At 38.9% G+C, this 17,488-nt stretch carries 31 protein-coding genes; 7 read left to right on the plus strand and 24 right to left on the minus strand.

Going from position 1 to position 17,488, the window contains the following annotated elements; all coding sequences use genetic code 11:
• Nucleotides 1-12: 12 nt before the first annotated feature.
• From HW120_RS03120 to HW120_RS03220, 21 genes are all read right to left on the minus strand, one after another.
• The gene (locus HW120_RS03120; protein WP_177730720.1) at nucleotides 13-168 is read right to left on the minus strand and encodes a class IIb bacteriocin, lactobin A/cerein 7B family; all 156 of its coding nucleotides are present in this window, start codon (nucleotides 166-168) and stop codon (nucleotides 13-15) included.
• Nucleotides 169-194: 26 nt separating this feature from the next.
• Nucleotides 195-347, minus strand: a complete 153-nt coding sequence (locus HW120_RS03125; RefSeq protein ID WP_177730722.1) for a class I lanthipeptide — start codon at nucleotides 345-347, stop codon at nucleotides 195-197.
• Between the two features lie 24 nt (nucleotides 348-371).
• Entirely contained in the window at nucleotides 372-524 is a 153-nt protein-coding gene (locus HW120_RS03130) for a class I lanthipeptide (protein WP_177730722.1), read from the minus strand.
• 24 nt (nucleotides 525-548) lie between these two features.
• The gene (locus tag HW120_RS03135; protein WP_177730724.1) at nucleotides 549-701 is read right to left on the minus strand and encodes a class I lanthipeptide; all 153 of its coding nucleotides are present in this window, start codon (nucleotides 699-701) and stop codon (nucleotides 549-551) included.
• A gap of 22 nt (nucleotides 702-723) precedes the next feature.
• Entirely contained in the window at nucleotides 724-882 is a 159-nt protein-coding gene (locus tag HW120_RS03140) for a class I lanthipeptide (RefSeq protein WP_177730727.1), read from the minus strand.
• An 11-nt stretch (nucleotides 883-893) separates the two neighbouring features.
• Nucleotides 894-1,046 carry a class I lanthipeptide gene (locus tag HW120_RS03145; RefSeq protein WP_177730728.1) on the minus strand — a complete coding sequence of 51 codons (153 nt, stop codon included), beginning with the start codon at nucleotides 1,044-1,046 and terminating at the stop codon, nucleotides 894-896.
• Between the two features lie 155 nt (nucleotides 1,047-1,201).
• A complete protein-coding gene (locus HW120_RS03150) occupies nucleotides 1,202-1,378 on the minus strand; it encodes a class I lanthipeptide (protein ID WP_177730730.1) in 177 nt (58 codons plus the stop codon).
• Between the two features lie 34 nt (nucleotides 1,379-1,412).
• Nucleotides 1,413-1,574 carry a class I lanthipeptide gene (locus HW120_RS03155; RefSeq protein WP_177730732.1) on the minus strand — a complete coding sequence of 54 codons (162 nt, stop codon included), beginning with the start codon at nucleotides 1,572-1,574 and terminating at the stop codon, nucleotides 1,413-1,415.
• Between the two features lie 156 nt (nucleotides 1,575-1,730).
• Complete coding sequence (locus tag HW120_RS03160) at nucleotides 1,731-1,907, minus strand: class I lanthipeptide (protein WP_177730734.1); 177 nt, start codon at nucleotides 1,905-1,907, stop codon at nucleotides 1,731-1,733.
• Nucleotides 1,908-1,944: 37 nt separating this feature from the next.
• Nucleotides 1,945-2,130: a hypothetical protein gene (locus HW120_RS03165; protein ID WP_177730736.1), complete on the minus strand. Its 186-nt coding sequence runs from the start codon at nucleotides 2,128-2,130 to the stop codon at nucleotides 1,945-1,947.
• Between the two features lie 193 nt (nucleotides 2,131-2,323).
• Nucleotides 2,324-2,485 carry a hypothetical protein gene (locus HW120_RS03170; protein ID WP_177730738.1) on the minus strand — a complete coding sequence of 54 codons (162 nt, stop codon included), beginning with the start codon at nucleotides 2,483-2,485 and terminating at the stop codon, nucleotides 2,324-2,326.
• Nucleotides 2,486-2,672: 187 nt separating this feature from the next.
• Nucleotides 2,673-2,843 (minus strand): class I lanthipeptide, encoded by a 171-nt coding sequence (locus HW120_RS03175; protein ID WP_177730740.1) that lies wholly within the window; start codon nucleotides 2,841-2,843, stop codon nucleotides 2,673-2,675.
• A gap of 240 nt (nucleotides 2,844-3,083) precedes the next feature.
• Complete coding sequence (locus HW120_RS03180; RefSeq protein WP_177730742.1) at nucleotides 3,084-3,260, minus strand: class I lanthipeptide; 177 nt, start codon at nucleotides 3,258-3,260, stop codon at nucleotides 3,084-3,086.
• A 22-nt stretch (nucleotides 3,261-3,282) separates the two neighbouring features.
• Nucleotides 3,283-3,459: a class I lanthipeptide gene (locus tag HW120_RS03185; RefSeq protein ID WP_177730744.1), complete on the minus strand. Its 177-nt coding sequence runs from the start codon at nucleotides 3,457-3,459 to the stop codon at nucleotides 3,283-3,285.
• 311 nt (nucleotides 3,460-3,770) lie between these two features.
• Nucleotides 3,771-3,941: a hypothetical protein gene (locus HW120_RS03190; RefSeq protein ID WP_177730746.1), complete on the minus strand. Its 171-nt coding sequence runs from the start codon at nucleotides 3,939-3,941 to the stop codon at nucleotides 3,771-3,773.
• 12 nt (nucleotides 3,942-3,953) lie between these two features.
• The gene (locus HW120_RS03195; protein WP_177730748.1) at nucleotides 3,954-4,112 is read right to left on the minus strand and encodes a class I lanthipeptide; all 159 of its coding nucleotides are present in this window, start codon (nucleotides 4,110-4,112) and stop codon (nucleotides 3,954-3,956) included.
• Between the two features lie 12 nt (nucleotides 4,113-4,124).
• Nucleotides 4,125-4,280, minus strand: a complete 156-nt coding sequence (locus HW120_RS03200) for a class I lanthipeptide (protein WP_177730750.1) — start codon at nucleotides 4,278-4,280, stop codon at nucleotides 4,125-4,127.
• Nucleotides 4,281-4,434: 154 nt separating this feature from the next.
• Nucleotides 4,435-4,629, minus strand: a complete 195-nt coding sequence (locus HW120_RS03205) for a hypothetical protein (RefSeq protein ID WP_177730753.1) — start codon at nucleotides 4,627-4,629, stop codon at nucleotides 4,435-4,437.
• Nucleotides 4,630-4,708: 79 nt separating this feature from the next.
• The gene (locus tag HW120_RS03210) at nucleotides 4,709-4,900 is read right to left on the minus strand and encodes a class I lanthipeptide (protein ID WP_177730755.1); all 192 of its coding nucleotides are present in this window, start codon (nucleotides 4,898-4,900) and stop codon (nucleotides 4,709-4,711) included.
• A gap of 84 nt (nucleotides 4,901-4,984) precedes the next feature.
• Nucleotides 4,985-5,146, minus strand: coding sequence for a hypothetical protein (locus HW120_RS03215; RefSeq protein WP_177730757.1), 162 nt, complete (start codon nucleotides 5,144-5,146; stop codon nucleotides 4,985-4,987).
• Nucleotides 5,147-5,782: 636 nt separating this feature from the next.
• The gene (locus tag HW120_RS03220) at nucleotides 5,783-7,612 is read right to left on the minus strand and encodes a helix-turn-helix domain-containing protein (RefSeq protein WP_177730759.1); all 1,830 of its coding nucleotides are present in this window, start codon (nucleotides 7,610-7,612) and stop codon (nucleotides 5,783-5,785) included.
• A gap of 198 nt (nucleotides 7,613-7,810) precedes the next feature.
• On the opposite strand from HW120_RS03220, the gene HW120_RS03225 reads away from it, so the two are divergent.
• From HW120_RS03225 to HW120_RS03255, 7 genes are all read left to right on the plus strand, one after another.
• Complete coding sequence (locus HW120_RS03225; RefSeq protein ID WP_177730761.1) at nucleotides 7,811-7,975, plus strand: hypothetical protein; 165 nt, start codon at nucleotides 7,811-7,813, stop codon at nucleotides 7,973-7,975.
• 127 nt (nucleotides 7,976-8,102) lie between these two features.
• Nucleotides 8,103-9,077, plus strand: a complete 975-nt coding sequence (gene hemB / locus HW120_RS03230) for a porphobilinogen synthase (RefSeq protein WP_177730763.1) — start codon at nucleotides 8,103-8,105, stop codon at nucleotides 9,075-9,077.
• 4 nt (nucleotides 9,078-9,081) lie between these two features.
• The gene (locus HW120_RS03235) at nucleotides 9,082-9,471 is read left to right on the plus strand and encodes a c-type cytochrome (RefSeq protein WP_177730765.1); all 390 of its coding nucleotides are present in this window, start codon (nucleotides 9,082-9,084) and stop codon (nucleotides 9,469-9,471) included.
• Nucleotides 9,472-9,556: 85 nt separating this feature from the next.
• A complete protein-coding gene (locus HW120_RS03240) occupies nucleotides 9,557-10,033 on the plus strand; it encodes a methylated-DNA--[protein]-cysteine S-methyltransferase (protein WP_177730766.1) in 477 nt (158 codons plus the stop codon).
• A 72-nt stretch (nucleotides 10,034-10,105) separates the two neighbouring features.
• Nucleotides 10,106-11,263: a serine hydrolase domain-containing protein gene (locus tag HW120_RS03245; RefSeq protein ID WP_177730768.1), complete on the plus strand. Its 1,158-nt coding sequence runs from the start codon at nucleotides 10,106-10,108 to the stop codon at nucleotides 11,261-11,263.
• Nucleotides 11,264-11,285: 22 nt separating this feature from the next.
• Nucleotides 11,286-11,999 carry a 3'-5' exonuclease gene (locus HW120_RS03250; protein WP_177730770.1) on the plus strand — a complete coding sequence of 238 codons (714 nt, stop codon included), beginning with the start codon at nucleotides 11,286-11,288 and terminating at the stop codon, nucleotides 11,997-11,999.
• Between the two features lie 14 nt (nucleotides 12,000-12,013).
• Complete coding sequence (locus HW120_RS03255; RefSeq protein ID WP_177730772.1) at nucleotides 12,014-13,702, plus strand: ABC transporter ATP-binding protein; 1,689 nt, start codon at nucleotides 12,014-12,016, stop codon at nucleotides 13,700-13,702.
• Between the two features lie 47 nt (nucleotides 13,703-13,749).
• Here the strand turns inward: HW120_RS03255 and HW120_RS03260 are convergent, their stop codons facing one another.
• The 3 genes from HW120_RS03260 to HW120_RS03270 all read right to left on the minus strand — a co-directional run bounded on the left by HW120_RS03260 (nucleotide 13,750) and on the right by HW120_RS03270 (nucleotide 17,477).
• The gene (locus HW120_RS03260) at nucleotides 13,750-14,409 is read right to left on the minus strand and encodes a CoA transferase subunit B (RefSeq protein WP_177730774.1); all 660 of its coding nucleotides are present in this window, start codon (nucleotides 14,407-14,409) and stop codon (nucleotides 13,750-13,752) included.
• Nucleotides 14,410-14,411: 2 nt separating this feature from the next.
• A complete protein-coding gene (locus tag HW120_RS03265; RefSeq protein WP_177730776.1) occupies nucleotides 14,412-15,113 on the minus strand; it encodes a CoA transferase subunit A in 702 nt (233 codons plus the stop codon).
• A 63-nt stretch (nucleotides 15,114-15,176) separates the two neighbouring features.
• Nucleotides 15,177-17,477: a penicillin-binding protein 1A gene (locus HW120_RS03270; protein WP_177730778.1), complete on the minus strand. Its 2,301-nt coding sequence runs from the start codon at nucleotides 17,475-17,477 to the stop codon at nucleotides 15,177-15,179.
• Nucleotides 17,478-17,488: the final 11 nt, after the last annotated feature.

The following is a 17,488-nucleotide window of genomic DNA, read 5'->3' on the forward strand; positions in this document are numbered from 1 at the left end:
TTTTAAGATTAATTAATGTGCCTCACTTGGAATTAATACTGTAATAATGATCGATACAATGATCACCGGAGTTCCTCCTCCGTTTACGTCGTTTAACTGGTTGTCGTTTAATTCTACTAAAGAGTTTTTAGCGAATGCTAACTTGTTGTTGGTGTTTACTGTTTTCATGTGTTTTTTAGTTTTAAGATTATGATTTAAGAAGCTAAATAGGTTACTACGGCTACGGAAACGGCTATTGATAGGGCAACTACGGATCCTCCGTTGACATCCTGTAACTGATCGTCATTTAATTCTACTAAGGAATTTTTAGCGAATGCTAACTTGCTGTTGGTGTTTACTGTTTTCATGTTTTTTAGTTTTAAGATTATTAATTAAGAAGCTAAATAGGTTACTACGGCTACGGAAACGGCTATTGATAGGGCAACTACCGATCCTCCGTTGACATCCTGTAACTGATCGTCGTTTAATTCTACTAAGGAGTTTTTAGCGAAAGCTAACTTGCTGTTGGTGTTTACTGTTTTCATGTTTTTTAGTTTTAAGGTTATTAATTAAGAAGCTAAATAGGTTACCACGGCTACGGAAACGGCTATTGATAGGGCAACTACGGATCCTCCGTTGACATCCTGTAACTGATCGTCGTTTAATTCTACTAAGGAGTTTTTAGCGAAAGCTAACTTGTTGTTGGTGTTTACTGTTTTCATGTTTTTTAGTTTTAAGGTTAAATTATGCTGTTAAATATGCGATCATTGCTGTGGTTACCGCTACGGTAACGGATACGGATATTATTGAGCCTCCGTTTACATCCTGCAACTGATCGTCGTTTAATTCTACTATGGCATTTTTAGCAAAGGCTAATTTGCTGCCGGTGTTTGCTGTTTTCATGTGTCCTGGATTTAAGAACTTGCTTCTATGATTAGCTTTGTAAAAATTGATAATGGTAAGAATGTCGAAGTTCCTCCGTTGATTTCGTTCAATTGAACAACATTCAGCTCTGTTAATGAGTTTTTAATGAATGCCAACCGATTCAATGTGTTTACTGTTTTCATATTTTTAATTTTTTATTGGTTAAAAAAAGCCATACCTATCCCGGTGCAAGTGAAAAACGCTGTTTTCATTACATACTGTTTTACGTGATGCCGAATGCTGTTTTATTCCTTCACCAGGCGGAAGGCTACGAAAAGTATTGCTTGTTCTGCCGGAACTATGCCGCTAAAAATTGATCCTGGACAATCGTTTTTACAGAGATACATACGCATCCTGAGCAGGTTTCACCACCAAGTATTGTGGATCCTCCATTGATTCCCATCATTTCCATTTGATTCAATTCTGCTACTGAACTTTTAGCAAAAGCCAGTTTATTACTGTTTGATGTTTTCATGTGTTTGGTGTTTAATAGTTATTCCTTTATTTTTTTAATTACTCGCCAGTTCTTTGTCCAAAAGCGTGATTACAATAATTGATGACGGGAAAAATACCGTTGCTGTACCACCATTAATTTCAGACAATTGTGCATTGTTAAGTGCTACCAGTGCATTCTTTGTGAATGCCAATTTGTTGATTTGCTGTGTTTTCATGTTTTTAAATTTTTAATTGGTTAAAAAAAGCCATACCTATCCCGGTGCAAGTGAAAAACGCTGTTTTCATTACATACTGTTTTACGTGATGTCGAATGTTGTTTTACTCCTTCACCAGGTGGAAGGCTACGAAAAGTATTGCTTGTTCTGCCGGAACTATGCCGCTAAAAATTGATTCTGGATAATTGTTTTTACAGGGATACATACGCATCCGGAACAGGTTTCACCACCAAGTATTGTGGAGCCTCCATTGATTCCCATCATTTCCATTTGATTCAATTCTGCTACTGAGCTTTTAGCAAAAGCCAGTTTATTACTGTTTGATGTTTTCATGTGTTTGGTGTTTAATAGTTGTTGCTTTATTTTTTGTTTAATTCGCCTGGAACTTTGTTAAGTTTCTTATCGGTCCGGGAACCAATACACAATCTCCGCAGATCAGTGTTGTCTGTCCGTTATTAGTATCTCCGCCACCTACAATCTCATTCATAAAGATCAGGTCCAGTTCTGTAATCACGCTCTTTTTAAAAAGAAGCGTTTCTTTGTTTGCTTTTTTCATTATTGAAGTTGTTTCGTGATTTTTGTGATTATAGGACATAAACAGGTCGATATCGGCATTCCGTCCAGTATTGAATTACCCCCGCCATTAATGGATGCAAGCGTATTTCTGCTTAGCTCTACTACTGCATGTCTCTTGAAAGACAGTTTATTTGTTTCTGATGTTTTCATACGATTTGTTTAAAAATTTGACACTATTCTACTTTGTTGACCATGGTCAGCATTGTCATCATAACCAGGGAAGTTCCCCCAACTATTGTTACCGTCCCTCCAATAATGGAAGCCATTTTCTGTTCGTTTAACTCAACCAATGATTGCTTGGTAAACTCCAGTTTCGTTGTTCTTTGTGTTTTCATCTGTCTGCTTTTTATTTTATGAATCTACTCTTTCCGTTATGGTTTGTAATGTCAGTGTGATTACAAAAGTCCCACTGGGCGTTATGGTTCCTCCGACAATTGCTGTCATTTTCTGCTCGTTTAACTCAACCAGTGACTACCTGGTAAACTCCGGTTTGCTAACCGTTTGCTTTTTCATGCGGTTGTCTTATAACAGTGTAATATCCTGATCCGGATGTCCTACGGTTAAATTGATCAGCGAGGTTGTCCCAATGAATATTGTTGACGTTCCTCCTGCAATAGCAGCCATTTTTCCATCGTTTAATTCCACTAAAGCACTTTTGGTGAACTCCAGCTTATTTGTTGTCTGTTTTTTCATGATATACGTTTTTAGTTGATTAATAATCATAGTAATCCCATTGCAGTATAGCACATTATGCTACTTGCCTTTCAAATTGTAAATGTGTAACAGCGAGGTAAGGCGAACGTCCTATTTGGATCTATCCTCTTATTTCCAAAACAACAGTTCCGGTTACAAACATTGCTCTTGCAGCCACTATTTATTCGGCTGTTTGCACTTACCGCCACATTGTTACATTATTCTGGCATACGGCTATTCCTAAAACTGGTTCAGGTGTCCAAGCTGACGGGTAACCACCACACAGTCCCCACAGATAAATGTTGTTGGTCCGTCATTGGTATCGGCACCTCCTGCAATCTTTCTCATTGCAGTCATATCCAATTCTACAATAGCATTTCTTTTAAAGGCCAGTTTGTTTGTTTCTTGTGTTTTCATGATGTAAAAGTTTTGTTTGTTATTATTCCGCTGTATGCTCAATCATGTCGAGGCCAATCGTCGCGATCAGGGATGTCCCGGTTACCACAATGACAGACAGTAGCGATGTTCCGCCGGCAATTGCCGACATGGTTCCTTCATTTAGTTCCACTAATGTGTTTTTGTGGAAATCCAGTTTATTCGCTGTTTGTCTTTTCATGACCCTACTTTTTAGTCGATGACATTCTCAATACGGCTTGTGATTACCACACAGTCTCCACAGATAAATGTGGTGGCTCCGCCTATAACCTGTCCCATGGACACTACATCTAATTCTACTACTGAATTTGATTGGAATACTAACTTGTTTGTTTGCTGTGTTTTCATAATATTTTTGTTTTTTTTGTTGTTAATTAAAATCCATAGTAATCCCCCTGCAGTACAGCATTACCATGCTACTTACACCTATTTGTCCGTTAAAATATGAGGGAATACTTTCGTTGTCTCAAAACGAAAACTGGAAACTGTTTGTTATAGTCCTTCAAAGAGTACTATCCGGGTGACCGATATACAGACACATCCCGTACAGGTTTCAACTACAATTGTATTTCTTCCATTTTCATGTAAAGTTTCCAGATTGTTTAATTCGATGGCATCACTCTTGGTGAACTCCAGTCCGCTGCCTGTACTTTGTGTCTTCATACTGTTCGATTTTTAAACCTGTGGCTGCATCATTTCTTTTAGCTTATCGCCAATATAGTTGACAATGCTATTCCAGGATCCTCCGTTAATACTATCCAGTTGACGGTCATTTAATTCCACTACTGCGTTCTTGGCAAATGCCAGTTTATCGCTGTTTTTAGTTGTTTTCATACCCGTTATTTTTTAAACCTGAGGTTTGATCATATCTTTAATTTTATCCCCGATATAATCGATGATGGCTCCCATAGATCCTCCGTGGATATTCTCTAATTGACGGTCGTTTAATTCTGCTACCGCTTTTTTAGCAAAAGCTAACTTGTTGTTGGTTGTTGTTTTCATAATGATATTGATTTGAATTAATACAGTTTTGTTTTTAAGGTATTCGCTCCCCAATAAGCATTTTCGTGAAAAGGCTCACCGGAAAAGGGTTTTGTAAAGGAAAAATCATGTATTCATAAATATTATGGCAATGATTTTTCCTTCTATAGAAACCTTACAGCTGTTGTAACTTCGTAATATTTCTTATTGGTCCCGGTAACGGGATACAATCACCACAAATAATGGTTGTTTGCTCACCAGCGTCAATAACTGTGGTTCCGCCTCCTACTACACTTCTCATTGAAGCTAAATCTAATTCCATAATTGAATTCTTCTTAAAATGAAGCATTCCTTTGTTTGCTTTTTTCATGATTTAAAAAATTTAGTGATTATAAAATAGTTAACATTTGTTTTTAAAGAATTACGCGTTGTAATCCTGCTTTTTTTACTTACTCAGGCATTGCCATGCTGTACATTTCATCCATATAATGCCCTTTGCTGGAATTAACGCAGAGTGTGCAGCTTAATGTGTTTCCAACCAGTACACCGGTACCGCCTTTAATTCCTTTTAACTCCTCTCTGTTCAATTCCACTAATGAATTTTTAGAGAAAAACAACTTGTTTGTTTCTTGCTTTTTCATGATTTGTGTTTGTATTTAGTTAATAGATACTTTGTTCAAAATACTTTTGAATAACTAATCACACGGGAATCAGATTGCTTTAACTTATTGCTGCTTTTTTTGCTTTGATACAAAAATTCGGGCAATTGCTTTTACAAAACGCTTAACAGAAGCGTAAAATCCGGATTCTTTTTCTGTCTCATCGTTCAACTCGACAATCGTGTTTCTTTTAAATCGTGACGGATTAATAATTTTTTTCGTTTTCATGGCTTTTTATTATTTACTTTTTCATGTTGTTGCTCACCAAAGGCAATAAAAATGCTTCTATACCGTATGAACAGCACACAACAATCCTTTTATTCGCATAACGTCGATCTGACGGGTACATCTGACAACAGAGGGTACAACAATGCCGGAATAAAATCATTTCATTAAATCGCCTGTTTAAAATGCTAACAAGCGGTTCTGATTATCCTTTTAATTAAGGGTGTAAAATTTACCAACGAAAGGAAGTGAGTAGTACTTTTTAAGGAGGGATCTTTTATGCAAAGCTTGACTTTGATAAATAAAAGATTATCTTTGTAAAGATACTCCAACCTAAATTTGTTGGATTTCGTTTTGTAATTCATTCTATAAAACAGGGCCTTCCACGCTCTGTTTTATTTTTTTGTGTTTTTTTAGTAGCTACTCATATCAGAGATACTTTCGCTACCTAAAAACCCATCTGTTAATGTTTTTAAAACGTTAAGAATAAATTCTCTCATTTCTCATTCATCAACAGGACAAAGTAAATTCTATTTTTTTTCTCCCACAAACAAAGAATGCCTATTTTTATAAAAAAACAGGCATCTTTAAAGGTTTTAAAATACTGATTTACAGTATTTTATAAAATATATTTTATTTTTATGCAGCTTCTGATTTATGCTTCATTTCTTCTATTTTTTTGATGTAAACCGAAGGTGTAATGCCTGTTGCAGCCTTAAAATATTTCGTAAAAGAGTCCGAACTTTTATATCCGATCTCGTCTGCAATGGAATTTACAGAGTATGCACGCAGCTTAGAATTGTTCTTTAGCTCTAAAATAACGTAGTTAATTCTCAGTTCATTAATATAGGTACTGAAACTTTTTCCCAATTCATTGTTTACAATCTTGGAAAGATAAGCCGTATTGGTCTTCAATTTCTTGGCTACATTGTGTAACGTACAGTCCTGACGCAGGAAATACTTCTTTTCCTGCAGCTTCTCCAGCTTTTCAAGGATATCGTTAACTCTTTCGTCTTTAATAATAAAGGTAGCATCCGAAGGAACAATATCATGCGATTCACTATCTTCTTCTTCCTGCAGTGCCTCTTCAAACGATTCCACCGATCCGGCTGTCACTTCTTCTTCCGGTTCCAGTATATCCTCTTCTTTACTGACGGTTATATTCGGAATAAGCTGGCTTTCCAGGATCTCTTCCTTGGTTGTTACTTTTTCTTCCTGGGCTTCTAATATCTTTTTGGCTTCAAAATCATTGATCTTCCCGATCAGAATATCAAATTTCTCCTGGTTCATTCTTTCATTTCTCCTGTTTCTATAGTAGAAAAAGCCCAAAGAAGCGATTAACAGCACCACGGCAATGATTAAAATATTCTTTTGTTTTACCTCATCGGTTTTTTCCTTGTCAATTTTTTCAATATCCAGTTTGTGCAGATCTTCCAGCGTACCGATTTTTTTAGCCGATTTTTTAGTATTCTCATCAATAAACTTCTGATAATAGAAATTGGACTGACTGATACTGTCCACTGCCTTATAGTTTTCCGCCAGCAGCTTGTAATAATCTGCCAGCTCTTCAGGAGAAAAATCAGATTTCTTTTGTTTTAAAAGTCCCTGCTTTAAAATCACATTCGATTTGTTGAACTCTTTTCGTTCTGTCAGCAAACCGGCTAAACTCAGCATAATAGAAGCTTCTATCCGGCTGCTTTTTATTTTTACCGATTTGTTTAACGCTTCGTTTAAAATCAATTCCGCTTTTGGAAAATCGTTTTTCTTGATATAACTCTGCCCTTTTACATTTAAAAAATAGGCTTCCAGCTCTTTATCATTGAACTTTTTACAATAGTTAAGCCCTTTATCGATATAAATTAAAGACGAATCCGGTAAATTCATTTTTAAATAAGTCTTTGCGATTTTCAGTTCCAGCAAAGCCAATTCCGGTTTGGACAACTCCTCAGCATGATATTTTTTAAAAACAGCCAGCGCCTCACTGTGTTTCCCGATCTCATATTTAATATTCGCAATACTGATACTGATGCTTCGAACGCTGTAATTGTCTTTTAATTTGTTGGCTAACTGCAATGCTTCATTATAAAGCAGTAAAGACTGTTCAAAATTATAGGCCTGATACAGCATACTGGCCTTATTCATTTTTGCCCGCAACACCAGACCCTGATTGTTCAATCCATAGGCTTTTATAATTGCTTTATCACAAAAATAAAAAGCGCTATCAGTCTCTGATAGCGTCATGCATACATATCCCAGATAATTGTAGGCAATAATCGCCTCCTCCTCTTCTTTTCTTTTTTCACTTAAAGAAAGGTAGCTGTGGATGTATTTTTTAGCAAGTGCCGGGTTATTATAAATGTACTTCTGGATAGAATCTTTTAACTGATTTTTTAAATCTGATGCTGAAATCGTTTGAAAAGACAATACAATTAAACAAAAAAGAATTCTTTTTACTGAGGATAACAACATATTTTAACAGGTTTTTATAATACAAAAATAATGTTTTTTTATTAACGGCAATACCCGGTTAACGCATTGATTTATAACAAATTACAAAGTCGAAAAACGGTGTGTTTTTTTATAAATTTCGGCTTACTACCCTTTGATTGTCAGGCATTTAGACCTAGTTTTGGGTAATCAATAAAAACCCACAAAAACCCACACATTATGAAAACTACAAAAAACAATTTACTTTCGTTCAAAAAAACAGCAATCATTGAACTTTCAAAAAAAGATTGTTCTAAGATAAAAGGAGGTAACGATATAACGGATCCGGACAGAAGCGGAATATTTTCCTTACTGTGTCCTACCACGCACCCCACAAGACCATAACAAGAAAAAGAGCCTCCGTTGAGGCTCTTTTTTTTGGCTATATGTTAAACTTATTTTAATGAAAATAATCCCTGTTACCAAGACATTTTAAATACCTAAATTTGCAACACACTAAAAACAAGTTATTATGTTTCCATTACACAGAAATAGACGGCTGAGAACAAATGATGCCATTCGCTCATTAGTTCGAGAAACTTCGCTAAGTCCAAATGATTTCATGTTTCCAATGTTTGTTGCAGAAGGAAAAGACATAAAAATCGAAATTCCTTCCATGCCGGGCATATACCGTCGTTCGTTAGATCAAACGGTAAAAGAAGTAAAAGAATTATGGGATTTGGGAATCAAAGCCGTCAATATCTATGTAAAGGTCAGCGATTCGTTAAAGGACAATACCGGAAAAGAAGCCTGGAACAAAGACGGCCTGATGCAGCAAACCATTAAAGCGATTAAAGACGCTGTACCGGGAATGATTGTAATGCCGGATGTGGCTCTGGATCCGTATTCTATTTACGGACATGACGGAATCGTTGAAAACGGACAAATCATCAACGACGCAACGGTAGACGCCCTTACCCGGATGAGTGTGAGCCATGCCGAAGCCGGAGCCGATTTTGTTGCTCCCAGCGATATGATGGACGGAAGAATCCTTGCTATCCGGAAAGCGTTGGAACAAAGCGGTTTCCACGATGTCGGAATCATGAGCTACAGTGCTAAATATGCCTCCTCTTTTTACGGACCTTTCCGCGATGCCTTAGACAGTGCTCCGGGATTTGGCGATAAGAAAACCTACCAGATGGATTATGCCAACCGTATTGAAGCCATAAAAGAAGCCTTGGACGATGTAGAAGAAGGAGCAGATATTGTCATGGTAAAACCGGGTATTGCCTATCTGGATATCGTTAGGGAAATAAAAGACACCGTACACGTTCCCGTAGCAGTATATCAGGTTTCCGGAGAATATGCCATGGTTAAAGCCGCTGCAGAAAAAGGCTGGTTAGACCACGATAAGATCATGATGGAACAACTGTATTGTATTAAAAGAGCCGGAGCCAGTATTATCTCCACCTATTTTGCAAAAGAAGCGGCAAAACTAATGCAGTAACCGTATGAAAAAAGTAGTATTGATCATCAGCAGTATTGCACTGCTTGCTTCCTGCAATAAAAAAGAAGAAAAAAAACCTTCCCTATATCCCGAAACTAAAAAAACGGAAGCCCAGTTACAACTGGAATTAGGCCAGGAAATCTTTGACGGTAAAGGCATGTGTTATTCCTGCCACAAACCGGATCAGAAAATAATCGGGCCAAGCATTAAAGAAATTGCCCGGATATACAAAGAAGAAGGTGCCAGCATAGTCGAATTCCTGAAAGAAAAAGGTGATCCGATTGTAGACCCTACACAATACCAGTTAATGAAAGCAAATTTTGCCATTACCAAAAACCTGCCGGAAGAAGAATTAAAAGCTTTAGAAGCTTATATATTAAGCCATTCCAAATAAAATTTAAAAAAGCCATCTTTCGATGGCTTTTTTTTAGCTAACATTTTGAATTGCAGGAAACAAATCAAAAAAGTATCTTTATCCGATGGACACTATTTTTATAAAAACACCCCTTGGAATCACAAAAATTGACGGTGATGAAAACGGCATTTCGGCAATAACCGCCGGCAATGACGGAAATATTTCAGCACCAGACCAATATCCGGTACACCTTCGGGAAGCTGCAGTACAACTGGAAGAATATTTCGAGGGAAAAAGAACGGAATTTACGTTTAAGCTAAATCCGGCTGGTACCGAATTTCAGCAGAAAGTATGGAAAGCGCTGCTGGACATTCCGTTCGGAAAAACAATGTCCTATCTGGAACTGTCCAAAATATTGGGCGATGTAAAAGCCATCCGTGCCGTGGCGGCGGCTAACGGAAAAAATCCGTTGTGGATAGTCGTTCCCTGTCACCGGGTTATCGGCTCCGACGGTTCCTTGACCGGTTATGCCGGCGGTTTGTGGCGCAAAAAATGGCTGCTGGATCATGAAAATCCCATCAAGCAGCAAACTCTTTTTTAATATCCCGGCCGAATTTCAAAAACTATCAATAATTTCCTTAAATTCGTAAGACACGTCGTTAATGCTGTACTTATGAAATTCCTTAAAAAATTCCTGATCTGGTTTACTGTCGTTCTGGCAAGTATTATTATCATCATGTATATTTTTGATGTTGATTATTTATTACGCGCCGTCAGAACCATTTATTTTAAAGGATATACCACTGCCTTTTTAGAGGATTATAAAGATTTTCCAAACAGAGAAATAAAAAAAGGAACCGCACAGCCCTGGGCTATTGCCAAAGACTATAATGCTGTCCCGGCCACTCCGGAACTTGCCAAAACACACAAGGAACTGCAAACGGTAGCCTACCTGATCATTAAAAACGACAGTATCTGGCATGAAAGCTATTTCGACGGCTACGGAAAAGATTCTAAATCCAATTCCTTTTCGATGGCTAAAAGTATCGTTTCGGCCAGCCTGGGAAAAGCCATTATGGATGGAAAAATAAAAAGCCTTGACCAGAAAGTATCCGATTTCTTTCCGGAAATGCAGGGTAAATATGCCAAAGACGTCACCGTTGGCGATTTGTCGTCCATGGCCTCCGGCTTAAACTGGGACGAACATTATTACAGCCCTTTCTCGATTGTGACCCGTGCCTATTTCGACAGCGATTTGAAAAAAGTAATCCTGGGACTGAAAGTAACGGAACAGCCGGGGAAAAAATTCGTATATCTGAGCGGTGCTACCGAATTACTGGCCATGGTTATTGAAAAAGCAACCGGCGAATACCTTTCCGATTATGTTTCCAAAAATTTCTGGCAGCCGATGGGTGCCGAAAACGATGCCTTATGGCAACTGGATCACGAACCGGACGGTATTGAAAAAGCCTTCTGCTGTATTGCCAGCAATGCCCGTGATTTTGCCCGTTTCGGGAAACTGTACAAACAACACGGAAAATGGAACGGAAAACAAATACTGGACAGTACCTTTGTCGCGAAATCCATTACACCGCGTTTTGCCGATGCTCCGGAATATGGTTACGGATGGTGGCTGCATACCTATCTTGGAAAAAAAATGTATTATATGCGCGGTCACTTAGGCCAGTTTGTAATTGTCGCTCCGGAAGACAACCTGATCATTGTCCGTTTAGGGCATTTAAAAGGATTACAGACCGAAACGGATCCGCATAGTAATGATTTCTATGTGTATGTAGGAGAAGCCTATAAAATGCTTGAAAAAAGAAAATAAAACGATTTACCCCATACAAGCCATGTTAGAAAAAATCCATTTCGAAAATATTCTTTTTCTGGACATCGAAACCGTACCGGAAGCAGAAAATTTCAAAGCCTTAGACGAAACCAAACAGGAACTGTTCAGTTCCAAAACACAATACCAGCGCAAAGACGACTTTACGCCGGAAGAATTTTATGACAGAGCCGGTATCTGGGCCGAATTTGGAAAGATTATCTGTATCTCTGTCGGTTATTTTACTTTCCGGGGCGACATACGCCATTTTCGCGTGACCTCTTTTTTCGGAGACGAAATAACCATCCTGAAAGATTTCAGCAATCTGCTCAGTAACCATTTTAACAAACCGCAGCACATCCTGTGCGGTCATAATGCCAAAGAGTTTGACTTTCCGTTTATTGCCCGGCGAATGATTATCAACGGGCTTAGCATTCCCCAAAAACTGAATTTGTTTGGCAAAAAGCCATGGGAAATTCCGCATCTGGACACTATGGAATTATGGAAATTCGGGGATTTCAAACATTATACTTCCTTAAAATTACTGGCAAACATACTGGGTATTCCCTCTCCTAAAGACGATATTGACGGAAGTGAGGTCGCCCATGTTTTTTATGTTGAAAAAGATATTGACCGCATCATCCGGTATTGCGAAAAAGACGTTATCGCCGTAGCCCAGATTTTATTGCGCCTGCGAAGGGAAGATTTACTAATTGAAGAAGAAATCATCTTCGTTTAATTACATTTGCAGTAATGAAAACCCCACTTTTACAAATAGACCATGTAACAGTTGCTTTCAAAAAAGAAGGAAACTGGACACCTATCGTTAAAAACAGTTCCTTTCAGCTGCATGAAAATGAGATCCTGGGAATTGTAGGCGAATCCGGATCTGGTAAATCGGTGACCTCTCTGGCTATTATGGGCCTGCTTCCGAAAGCGATTTCGAAAATTTCGGAAGGCGCAATCCTTTTTGAAGGGAAAAATATTGCCGACCTGACACCAAAAGAACTGCAAAAATTCAGGGGAAATGATGTTGCCATGATTTTCCAGGAACCGATGAGTTCGTTAAATCCTTCTTTAAAGTGTGGTTATCAGGTTGCCGAAATATTACAGCAGCACACTTCACTTTCGAAAAAAGAGATCAAACAGGAAGTCATTGCCCTTTTTGAAAAAGTAAAACTTCCCGATCCGGAAGTTATTTTTGACAAATACCCGCATCAGATTTCGGGCGGACAGAAACAACGGGTCATGATAGCCATGGCTATTGCCTGTAAACCCAAGATTTTAATTGCCGATGAACCCACGACCGCTCTGGATGTTACCGTTCAGAAGGAAATTATTCTATTGCTGAAAGAATTACAGCAGCAAACCAAAATGAGCATTTTGTTCATTTCCCATGATTTGTCTTTGGTTTCCGAAATTGCCAACCGCGTTTTGGTGATGTACAAAGGCGAAATTGTAGAACAGGGCGCCGCCCATCAGATTTTTAAAAATCCGCAGCACAATTATACCGGGGCATTAATCGCTTCCCGTCCGTCACTGGAAGTCCGCGTAAAACGTTTGCCAACAATTCAGAATTTCCTGGATAACACCATTGACAATACGATCATTACTCCGGAAGAGCGAGCCGAAAATCATAAAAAACTATACGCACAAACGCCATTATTAGAAGTGCAAAACGTTGAAAAAGAGTACTTTTCAACGGCCGGTTTATTTGGCAAAAAAACCGCGTTTAAAGCGGTCAACAATGTCAGTTTTGCCATATATGAAGGCGAAACGCTCGGACTGGTAGGAGAAAGCGGCTGTGGAAAATCGACTTTGGGAAATACGATATTACAGCTGGACAAAGCAACAGCCGGACGTATTCTATACAAAGGAAAAGATATTACCAACCTGACCACTTCCGAAATCCGCTCCCTTCGAAAAGAGATACAGATTATTTTTCAGGATCCGTATTCTTCCCTGAATCCGAGAATTCCGGTTGGAAAAGCCATCATGGAACCGATGCAGGTACACGGTTTGTATGAAAATGATACCGAACGCAAACAAAAAACAATCGAAATACTGGAACGGGTTGGCCTGGGAGAAGAATATTTTAACCGCTACCCGCATGAATTTTCCGGCGGACAACGGCAGCGTATCGGAATCGCGCGTACCATTGCACTGCAACCCAAAATAATCGTTTGTGACGAATCGGTTTCGGCACTTGATATTTCGGTACAGGCACAGGTATTGAATTTACTGAACGAGTTAAAAGAGAATTTTGGCTTTACCTATATTTTTATTTCCCACGATCTGGCAGTTGTTAAATATATGTCCGACCAGGTTTTGGTGATGAACAAAGGAAAAATCGAAGAAATGGCTGATGCCGATATTTTATATGCAGATCCGCAAAAAGACTATACCAAAAAGCTTATTACAGCAATCCCGAAAGGGAGTTAAATAAAAAAAGCAGCTCGAGGGAGCTGCTTTTTTTATTTATCATCTGTTTAGTCAATCTTCATTTCCGGAATGTCTCCTTCAATAATCAGATTGGCTTCCGTTGCTTTTACAATTTCTTCAACAGTAACACCCGGCGCTCTTTCCAGAAGTTTAAATCCGTTTGGCGTAATTTCCATAACCGCCAGTTCCGTTACTACTTTTTTAACGCAGCCCACACCGGTTAACGGCAGCGTGCATTGTTTTAATATTTTCGATTCGCCCGCTTTGTTTACGTGCATCATCGCAACAATGATATTTTCTGCAGAAGCCACCAAATCCATAGCGCCTCCCATTCCTTTTACCATTTTCCCGGGAATTTTCCAGTTGGCAATATCGCCGTTTTCAGAAACTTCCATAGCGCCTAAAATCGTCAGATCAACATGCTGTCCTCTGATCATTCCAAAACTGGTAGCCGAATCAAAAAAGGAAGCACCCGGCAAAGTAGTGATTGTTTGTTTTCCGGCATTGATAATATCCGCATCCTCTTCTCCTTCAAAAGGGAACGGTCCCATTCCCAATACACCGTTCTCACTCTGGAATTCCACGCTGATTCCCTGCGGAATATAGTTGGCTACCAATGTGGGTATTCCAATTCCCAAATTCACAAAATATCTGTCTCTTAGTTCCTGCGCAATTCTTTTTGCAATTCCTATTTTATCTAATGCCATGATTAATTTCTTTGTCTTACCGTACGTTGTTCAATTCTCTTTTCATAGTGTTCACCCTGGAAAATTCTTTTTACGAATATTCCGGGAATATGAATCTGATTCGGATCTAAAGTACCTGCCGGAACCAGTTCTTCCACCTCAGCAATAGTAATTTTTGCTGCTCCGGCCATACAAGAATTAAAATTTCTTGCTGTTCCTTTGAAAATCAAATTTCCGGCTTCGTCACCTTTCCAGGCTTTTACAATCGCGAAATCTGCTTTGTAGGCTTCTTCCATGATGTGCATTTTTCCGTTAAATTCACGCACTTCTTTTCCTTCTGCCACTTCTGTACCATAACCTGCCGGAGTAAAGAAAGCCGGTATTCCAGCCTGTGCTGCACGGCATTTTTCGGCTAATGTTCCCTGTGGTGTTAATTCTACTTCCAATTCTCCGCTCAGCATCTGGCGTTCGAATTCTGCATTTTCACCTACATAAGAAGAGATCATTTTTTTAATCTGGCGCTTTTGCAATAATAATCCCAGACCAAAATCGTCTACTCCTGCATTGTTGGAAATACAGGTAAGTTCTTTCACATCCATTTTTACAAGCGCTGCGATACTGTTTTCAGGAATACCGCAAAGTCCGAAACCGCCCAGCATAATAGTCTGTCCGTCTTTTATATCGTGTAATGCTTCCTTCACATTACTTACTCTTTTATTAATCATATTATGGTTGTTTATTTTTGTAAAAATATAAAAAAAACGCCTTTATAAAAAGGCGTTTTGTATTTAGAAATCAAATTCTTCGGTTGTTGGTTCTTCCACAGCGGTGCTGTCTACTACTTTTTTCGGTGTCCAGCAATCTACTTTAATAGAGAGATTTGCCGGTCGTTCAAAAGGTTTCTGGGAAACGTTAAGCTTATCATCTGCATAACATTTTTTCATGAATAATCCCCAGATCGGTAAGGCCATTGTTGCCCCCTGTCCCATCTGTGTACTTTTAAAATGTGCCGAACGGTCTTCGTTTCCTACCCAGACACCCATCGCTAAATTGGGTACCATACCAATAAACCATCCGTCACTATTGTTCTGACTGGTTCCGGTTTTACCGGCTATAGGGTTATTAAAGGCATACGGAAGTCCTGTAACACGCTTGTAAGTAGGTCCGCCGGAACCATAACGCAAACGCGCTCCCGATCCGGATTCTGTAACCCCTTCCAGTAATTTTATAATGGTATAGGCAACGTCTTTACTCAATACATCTTTCGATTCCGGGATGGATTCGTAAAGCACCACACCGTTTTTATCTTCAATTTTGGTAATTACCTGCGGTTTCATATACACTCCCTGGTTGGCAAACGTACTGTAGGCTGCCACCATATCACTAACCGTGATTTCAACAGCTCCTAATGCGATGGCCGGTCTTTCCGGAATATTAGAGCTTACCCCCAGTTTCTTGGTCAGATCCACCACGGCATGCGGTCCTACTTTATCCATCAGTTTCGCCGAAACCGTATTGATGGAATTCGCTAAAGCCGACTTTAAAGTTACCAGACCTCTGTAGTTACCACTGGAGTTTTTTGGTGTCCAGTCGGCATCAATACCATATCTTCCTTTTGGCATTGTAAACGGTGAATCGTAAATAGAATCACAAGGCGACATTTTTAACTGTTCGATTGCCGTGGCATAAACAAACGGTTTGAATGTCGAACCTACCTGTCTTGCACCCTGAGCTACGTGATCGTACTGGAAATGTTTGTAGTTGATTCCGCCAACCCAGGCTTTAACATAACCTGTTTGCGGTTCCATAGCCATAACACCTGTTTGTAAAAAGTGTTTGTAATAGATAATGGAATCTCTTGGCGTCATGATCGTATCTTTTTCTCCTTTCCAGGTAAAAACAGACATTTTCGTTTTGATATCGAAGGATTTCTTAATCTGATTTTCGGCTATCCCTTTATCGGTCATTATTCTCCAGCGTTCCGAGTTTTTCATTGAACGTTCAATGATTTTTTCTGTTTCTACCGGTGTAATATTGACAAAAGGAGCATTTTCATTTTTCTTTTGCTGAATAAAGAATTCCTCCTGTAAGTTTGCCAAGTGCTCGTCTACCGCTTCTTCTGCATATACCTGCATACGGGAATCGATAGTTGTATATATTTTTAATCCGTCACGGTAAATATCATATTCTCCGCCACCGTCTTTTTTAGGATTTTCTTTTACCCATTTTTTCATGAAATCACGAAGGTACTCTCTAAAATAAGTTGCCGTTCCTTCCACATGGCTTTCCGGTGTAAATTTCAACACGATTGGTTGTTTTTGGTAGAATTCCTTTTTCTCTTTTGTCAGGAAGTCATTTTTTTCCATCTGGCTCAACACCACATTTCTTCTGTTCGTCACTTTTTCCAATCGTTTGATCGGATTAAAAAGCGATGGATTTTTAAGCATTCCTACAAACATTGCTGCTTCATCAACAGTAAGGTCTTTCGGTTCTTTTCCAAAATATACTTTTGCTGCCGAACGTATTCCTACTGCCGTATTTACGAAATCGGCCTTGTTCAGGTACATCGCAATGATTTCCTGTTTGGTATACTGGCGTTCCAGTTTGGTGGCAATGATCCACTCTTTGGCTTTCTGAACAATACGGAAAGGAAGGAATTTCGATCCTTCTCCGTGGAATAATAATTTTGCCAGCTGTTGGGTAAGCGTACTCGCTCCACCGTTACTACCCAGACTTAAAACGGCACGAAGCGTTCCTCTGGAATCAATTCCGGAATGTTCGTAAAAACGTTCGTCTTCCGTTGCAATTAAAGCTTTTACCAAATGGTCCGGTAAATCGGCATATTTGATAGGTGTTCTGTTTTCAAGGTAAAATTTACCAATGGTTTCCCCATCAGATGAAATAATTTCTGTTGCCACATTGGAGTTTGGATTTTCCAGCTCGTCAAATGACGGCATTGCCCCGAATAAACCCCAGGAAGCAAAAAGGAAAAATAGGATAATCCCTCCGAATGCATATAAAAAGAATTTCCAGAACTTCTTTACATAAGGTGAAAAGTCTTCTTTTTGATTTTTATTGTTTTGTGCCATTTTTATAGTAC

It is taken from the genome of Flavobacterium inviolabile (assembly GCF_013389455.1).
GTDB classification, from domain to species: Bacteria; Bacteroidota; Bacteroidia; order Flavobacteriales; family Flavobacteriaceae; genus Flavobacterium; species Flavobacterium inviolabile.

Coding starts and splice junctions, on each gene's coding strand:
- HW120_RS03120 (WP_177730720.1), bottom strand. CDS start 168: ATGAAAACAGTAAACACCAACAACAAGTTAGCATTCGCTAAAAACTCT.
- HW120_RS03125 (WP_177730722.1), bottom strand. CDS start 347: ATGAAAACAGTAAACACCAACAGCAAGTTAGCATTCGCTAAAAATTCC.
- HW120_RS03130 (WP_177730722.1), bottom strand. CDS start 524: ATGAAAACAGTAAACACCAACAGCAAGTTAGCTTTCGCTAAAAACTCC.
- HW120_RS03135 (WP_177730724.1), bottom strand. CDS start 701: ATGAAAACAGTAAACACCAACAACAAGTTAGCTTTCGCTAAAAACTCC.
- HW120_RS03140 (WP_177730727.1), bottom strand. CDS start 882: ATGAAAACAGCAAACACCGGCAGCAAATTAGCCTTTGCTAAAAATGCC.
- HW120_RS03145 (WP_177730728.1), bottom strand. CDS start 1,046: ATGAAAACAGTAAACACATTGAATCGGTTGGCATTCATTAAAAACTCA.
- HW120_RS03150 (WP_177730730.1), bottom strand. CDS start 1,378: ATGAAAACATCAAACAGTAATAAACTGGCTTTTGCTAAAAGTTCAGTA.
- HW120_RS03155 (WP_177730732.1), bottom strand. CDS start 1,574: ATGAAAACACAGCAAATCAACAAATTGGCATTCACAAAGAATGCACTG.
- HW120_RS03160 (WP_177730734.1), bottom strand. CDS start 1,907: ATGAAAACATCAAACAGTAATAAACTGGCTTTTGCTAAAAGCTCAGTA.
- HW120_RS03165 (WP_177730736.1), bottom strand. CDS start 2,130: ATGAAAAAAGCAAACAAAGAAACGCTTCTTTTTAAAAAGAGCGTGATT.
- HW120_RS03170 (WP_177730738.1), bottom strand. CDS start 2,485: ATGAAAACACAAAGAACAACGAAACTGGAGTTTACCAAGCAATCATTG.
- HW120_RS03175 (WP_177730740.1), bottom strand. CDS start 2,843: ATGAAAAAACAGACAACAAATAAGCTGGAGTTCACCAAAAGTGCTTTA.
- HW120_RS03180 (WP_177730742.1), bottom strand. CDS start 3,260: ATGAAAACACAAGAAACAAACAAACTGGCCTTTAAAAGAAATGCTATT.
- HW120_RS03185 (WP_177730744.1), bottom strand. CDS start 3,459: ATGAAAAGACAAACAGCGAATAAACTGGATTTCCACAAAAACACATTA.
- HW120_RS03190 (WP_177730746.1), bottom strand. CDS start 3,941: ATGAAGACACAAAGTACAGGCAGCGGACTGGAGTTCACCAAGAGTGAT.
- HW120_RS03195 (WP_177730748.1), bottom strand. CDS start 4,112: ATGAAAACAACTAAAAACAGCGATAAACTGGCATTTGCCAAGAACGCA.
- HW120_RS03200 (WP_177730750.1), bottom strand. CDS start 4,280: ATGAAAACAACAACCAACAACAAGTTAGCTTTTGCTAAAAAAGCGGTA.
- HW120_RS03205 (WP_177730753.1), bottom strand. CDS start 4,629: ATGAAAAAAGCAAACAAAGGAATGCTTCATTTTAAGAAGAATTCAATT.
- HW120_RS03210 (WP_177730755.1), bottom strand. CDS start 4,900: ATGAAAAAGCAAGAAACAAACAAGTTGTTTTTCTCTAAAAATTCATTA.
- HW120_RS03215 (WP_177730757.1), bottom strand. CDS start 5,146: ATGAAAACGAAAAAAATTATTAATCCGTCACGATTTAAAAGAAACACG.
- HW120_RS03220 (WP_177730759.1), bottom strand. CDS start 7,612: ATGTTGTTATCCTCAGTAAAAAGAATTCTTTTTTGTTTAATTGTATTG.
- HW120_RS03225 (WP_177730761.1), top strand. CDS start 7,811: ATGAAAACTACAAAAAACAATTTACTTTCGTTCAAAAAAACAGCAATC.
- hemB (WP_177730763.1), top strand. CDS start 8,103: ATGTTTCCATTACACAGAAATAGACGGCTGAGAACAAATGATGCCATT.
- HW120_RS03235 (WP_177730765.1), top strand. CDS start 9,082: ATGAAAAAAGTAGTATTGATCATCAGCAGTATTGCACTGCTTGCTTCC.
- HW120_RS03240 (WP_177730766.1), top strand. CDS start 9,557: ATGGACACTATTTTTATAAAAACACCCCTTGGAATCACAAAAATTGAC.
- HW120_RS03245 (WP_177730768.1), top strand. CDS start 10,106: ATGAAATTCCTTAAAAAATTCCTGATCTGGTTTACTGTCGTTCTGGCA.
- HW120_RS03250 (WP_177730770.1), top strand. CDS start 11,286: ATGTTAGAAAAAATCCATTTCGAAAATATTCTTTTTCTGGACATCGAA.
- HW120_RS03255 (WP_177730772.1), top strand. CDS start 12,014: ATGAAAACCCCACTTTTACAAATAGACCATGTAACAGTTGCTTTCAAA.
- HW120_RS03260 (WP_177730774.1), bottom strand. CDS start 14,409: ATGGCATTAGATAAAATAGGAATTGCAAAAAGAATTGCGCAGGAACTA.
- HW120_RS03265 (WP_177730776.1), bottom strand. CDS start 15,113: ATGATTAATAAAAGAGTAAGTAATGTGAAGGAAGCATTACACGATATA.
- HW120_RS03270 (WP_177730778.1), bottom strand. CDS start 17,477: ATGGCACAAAACAATAAAAATCAAAAAGAAGACTTTTCACCTTATGTA.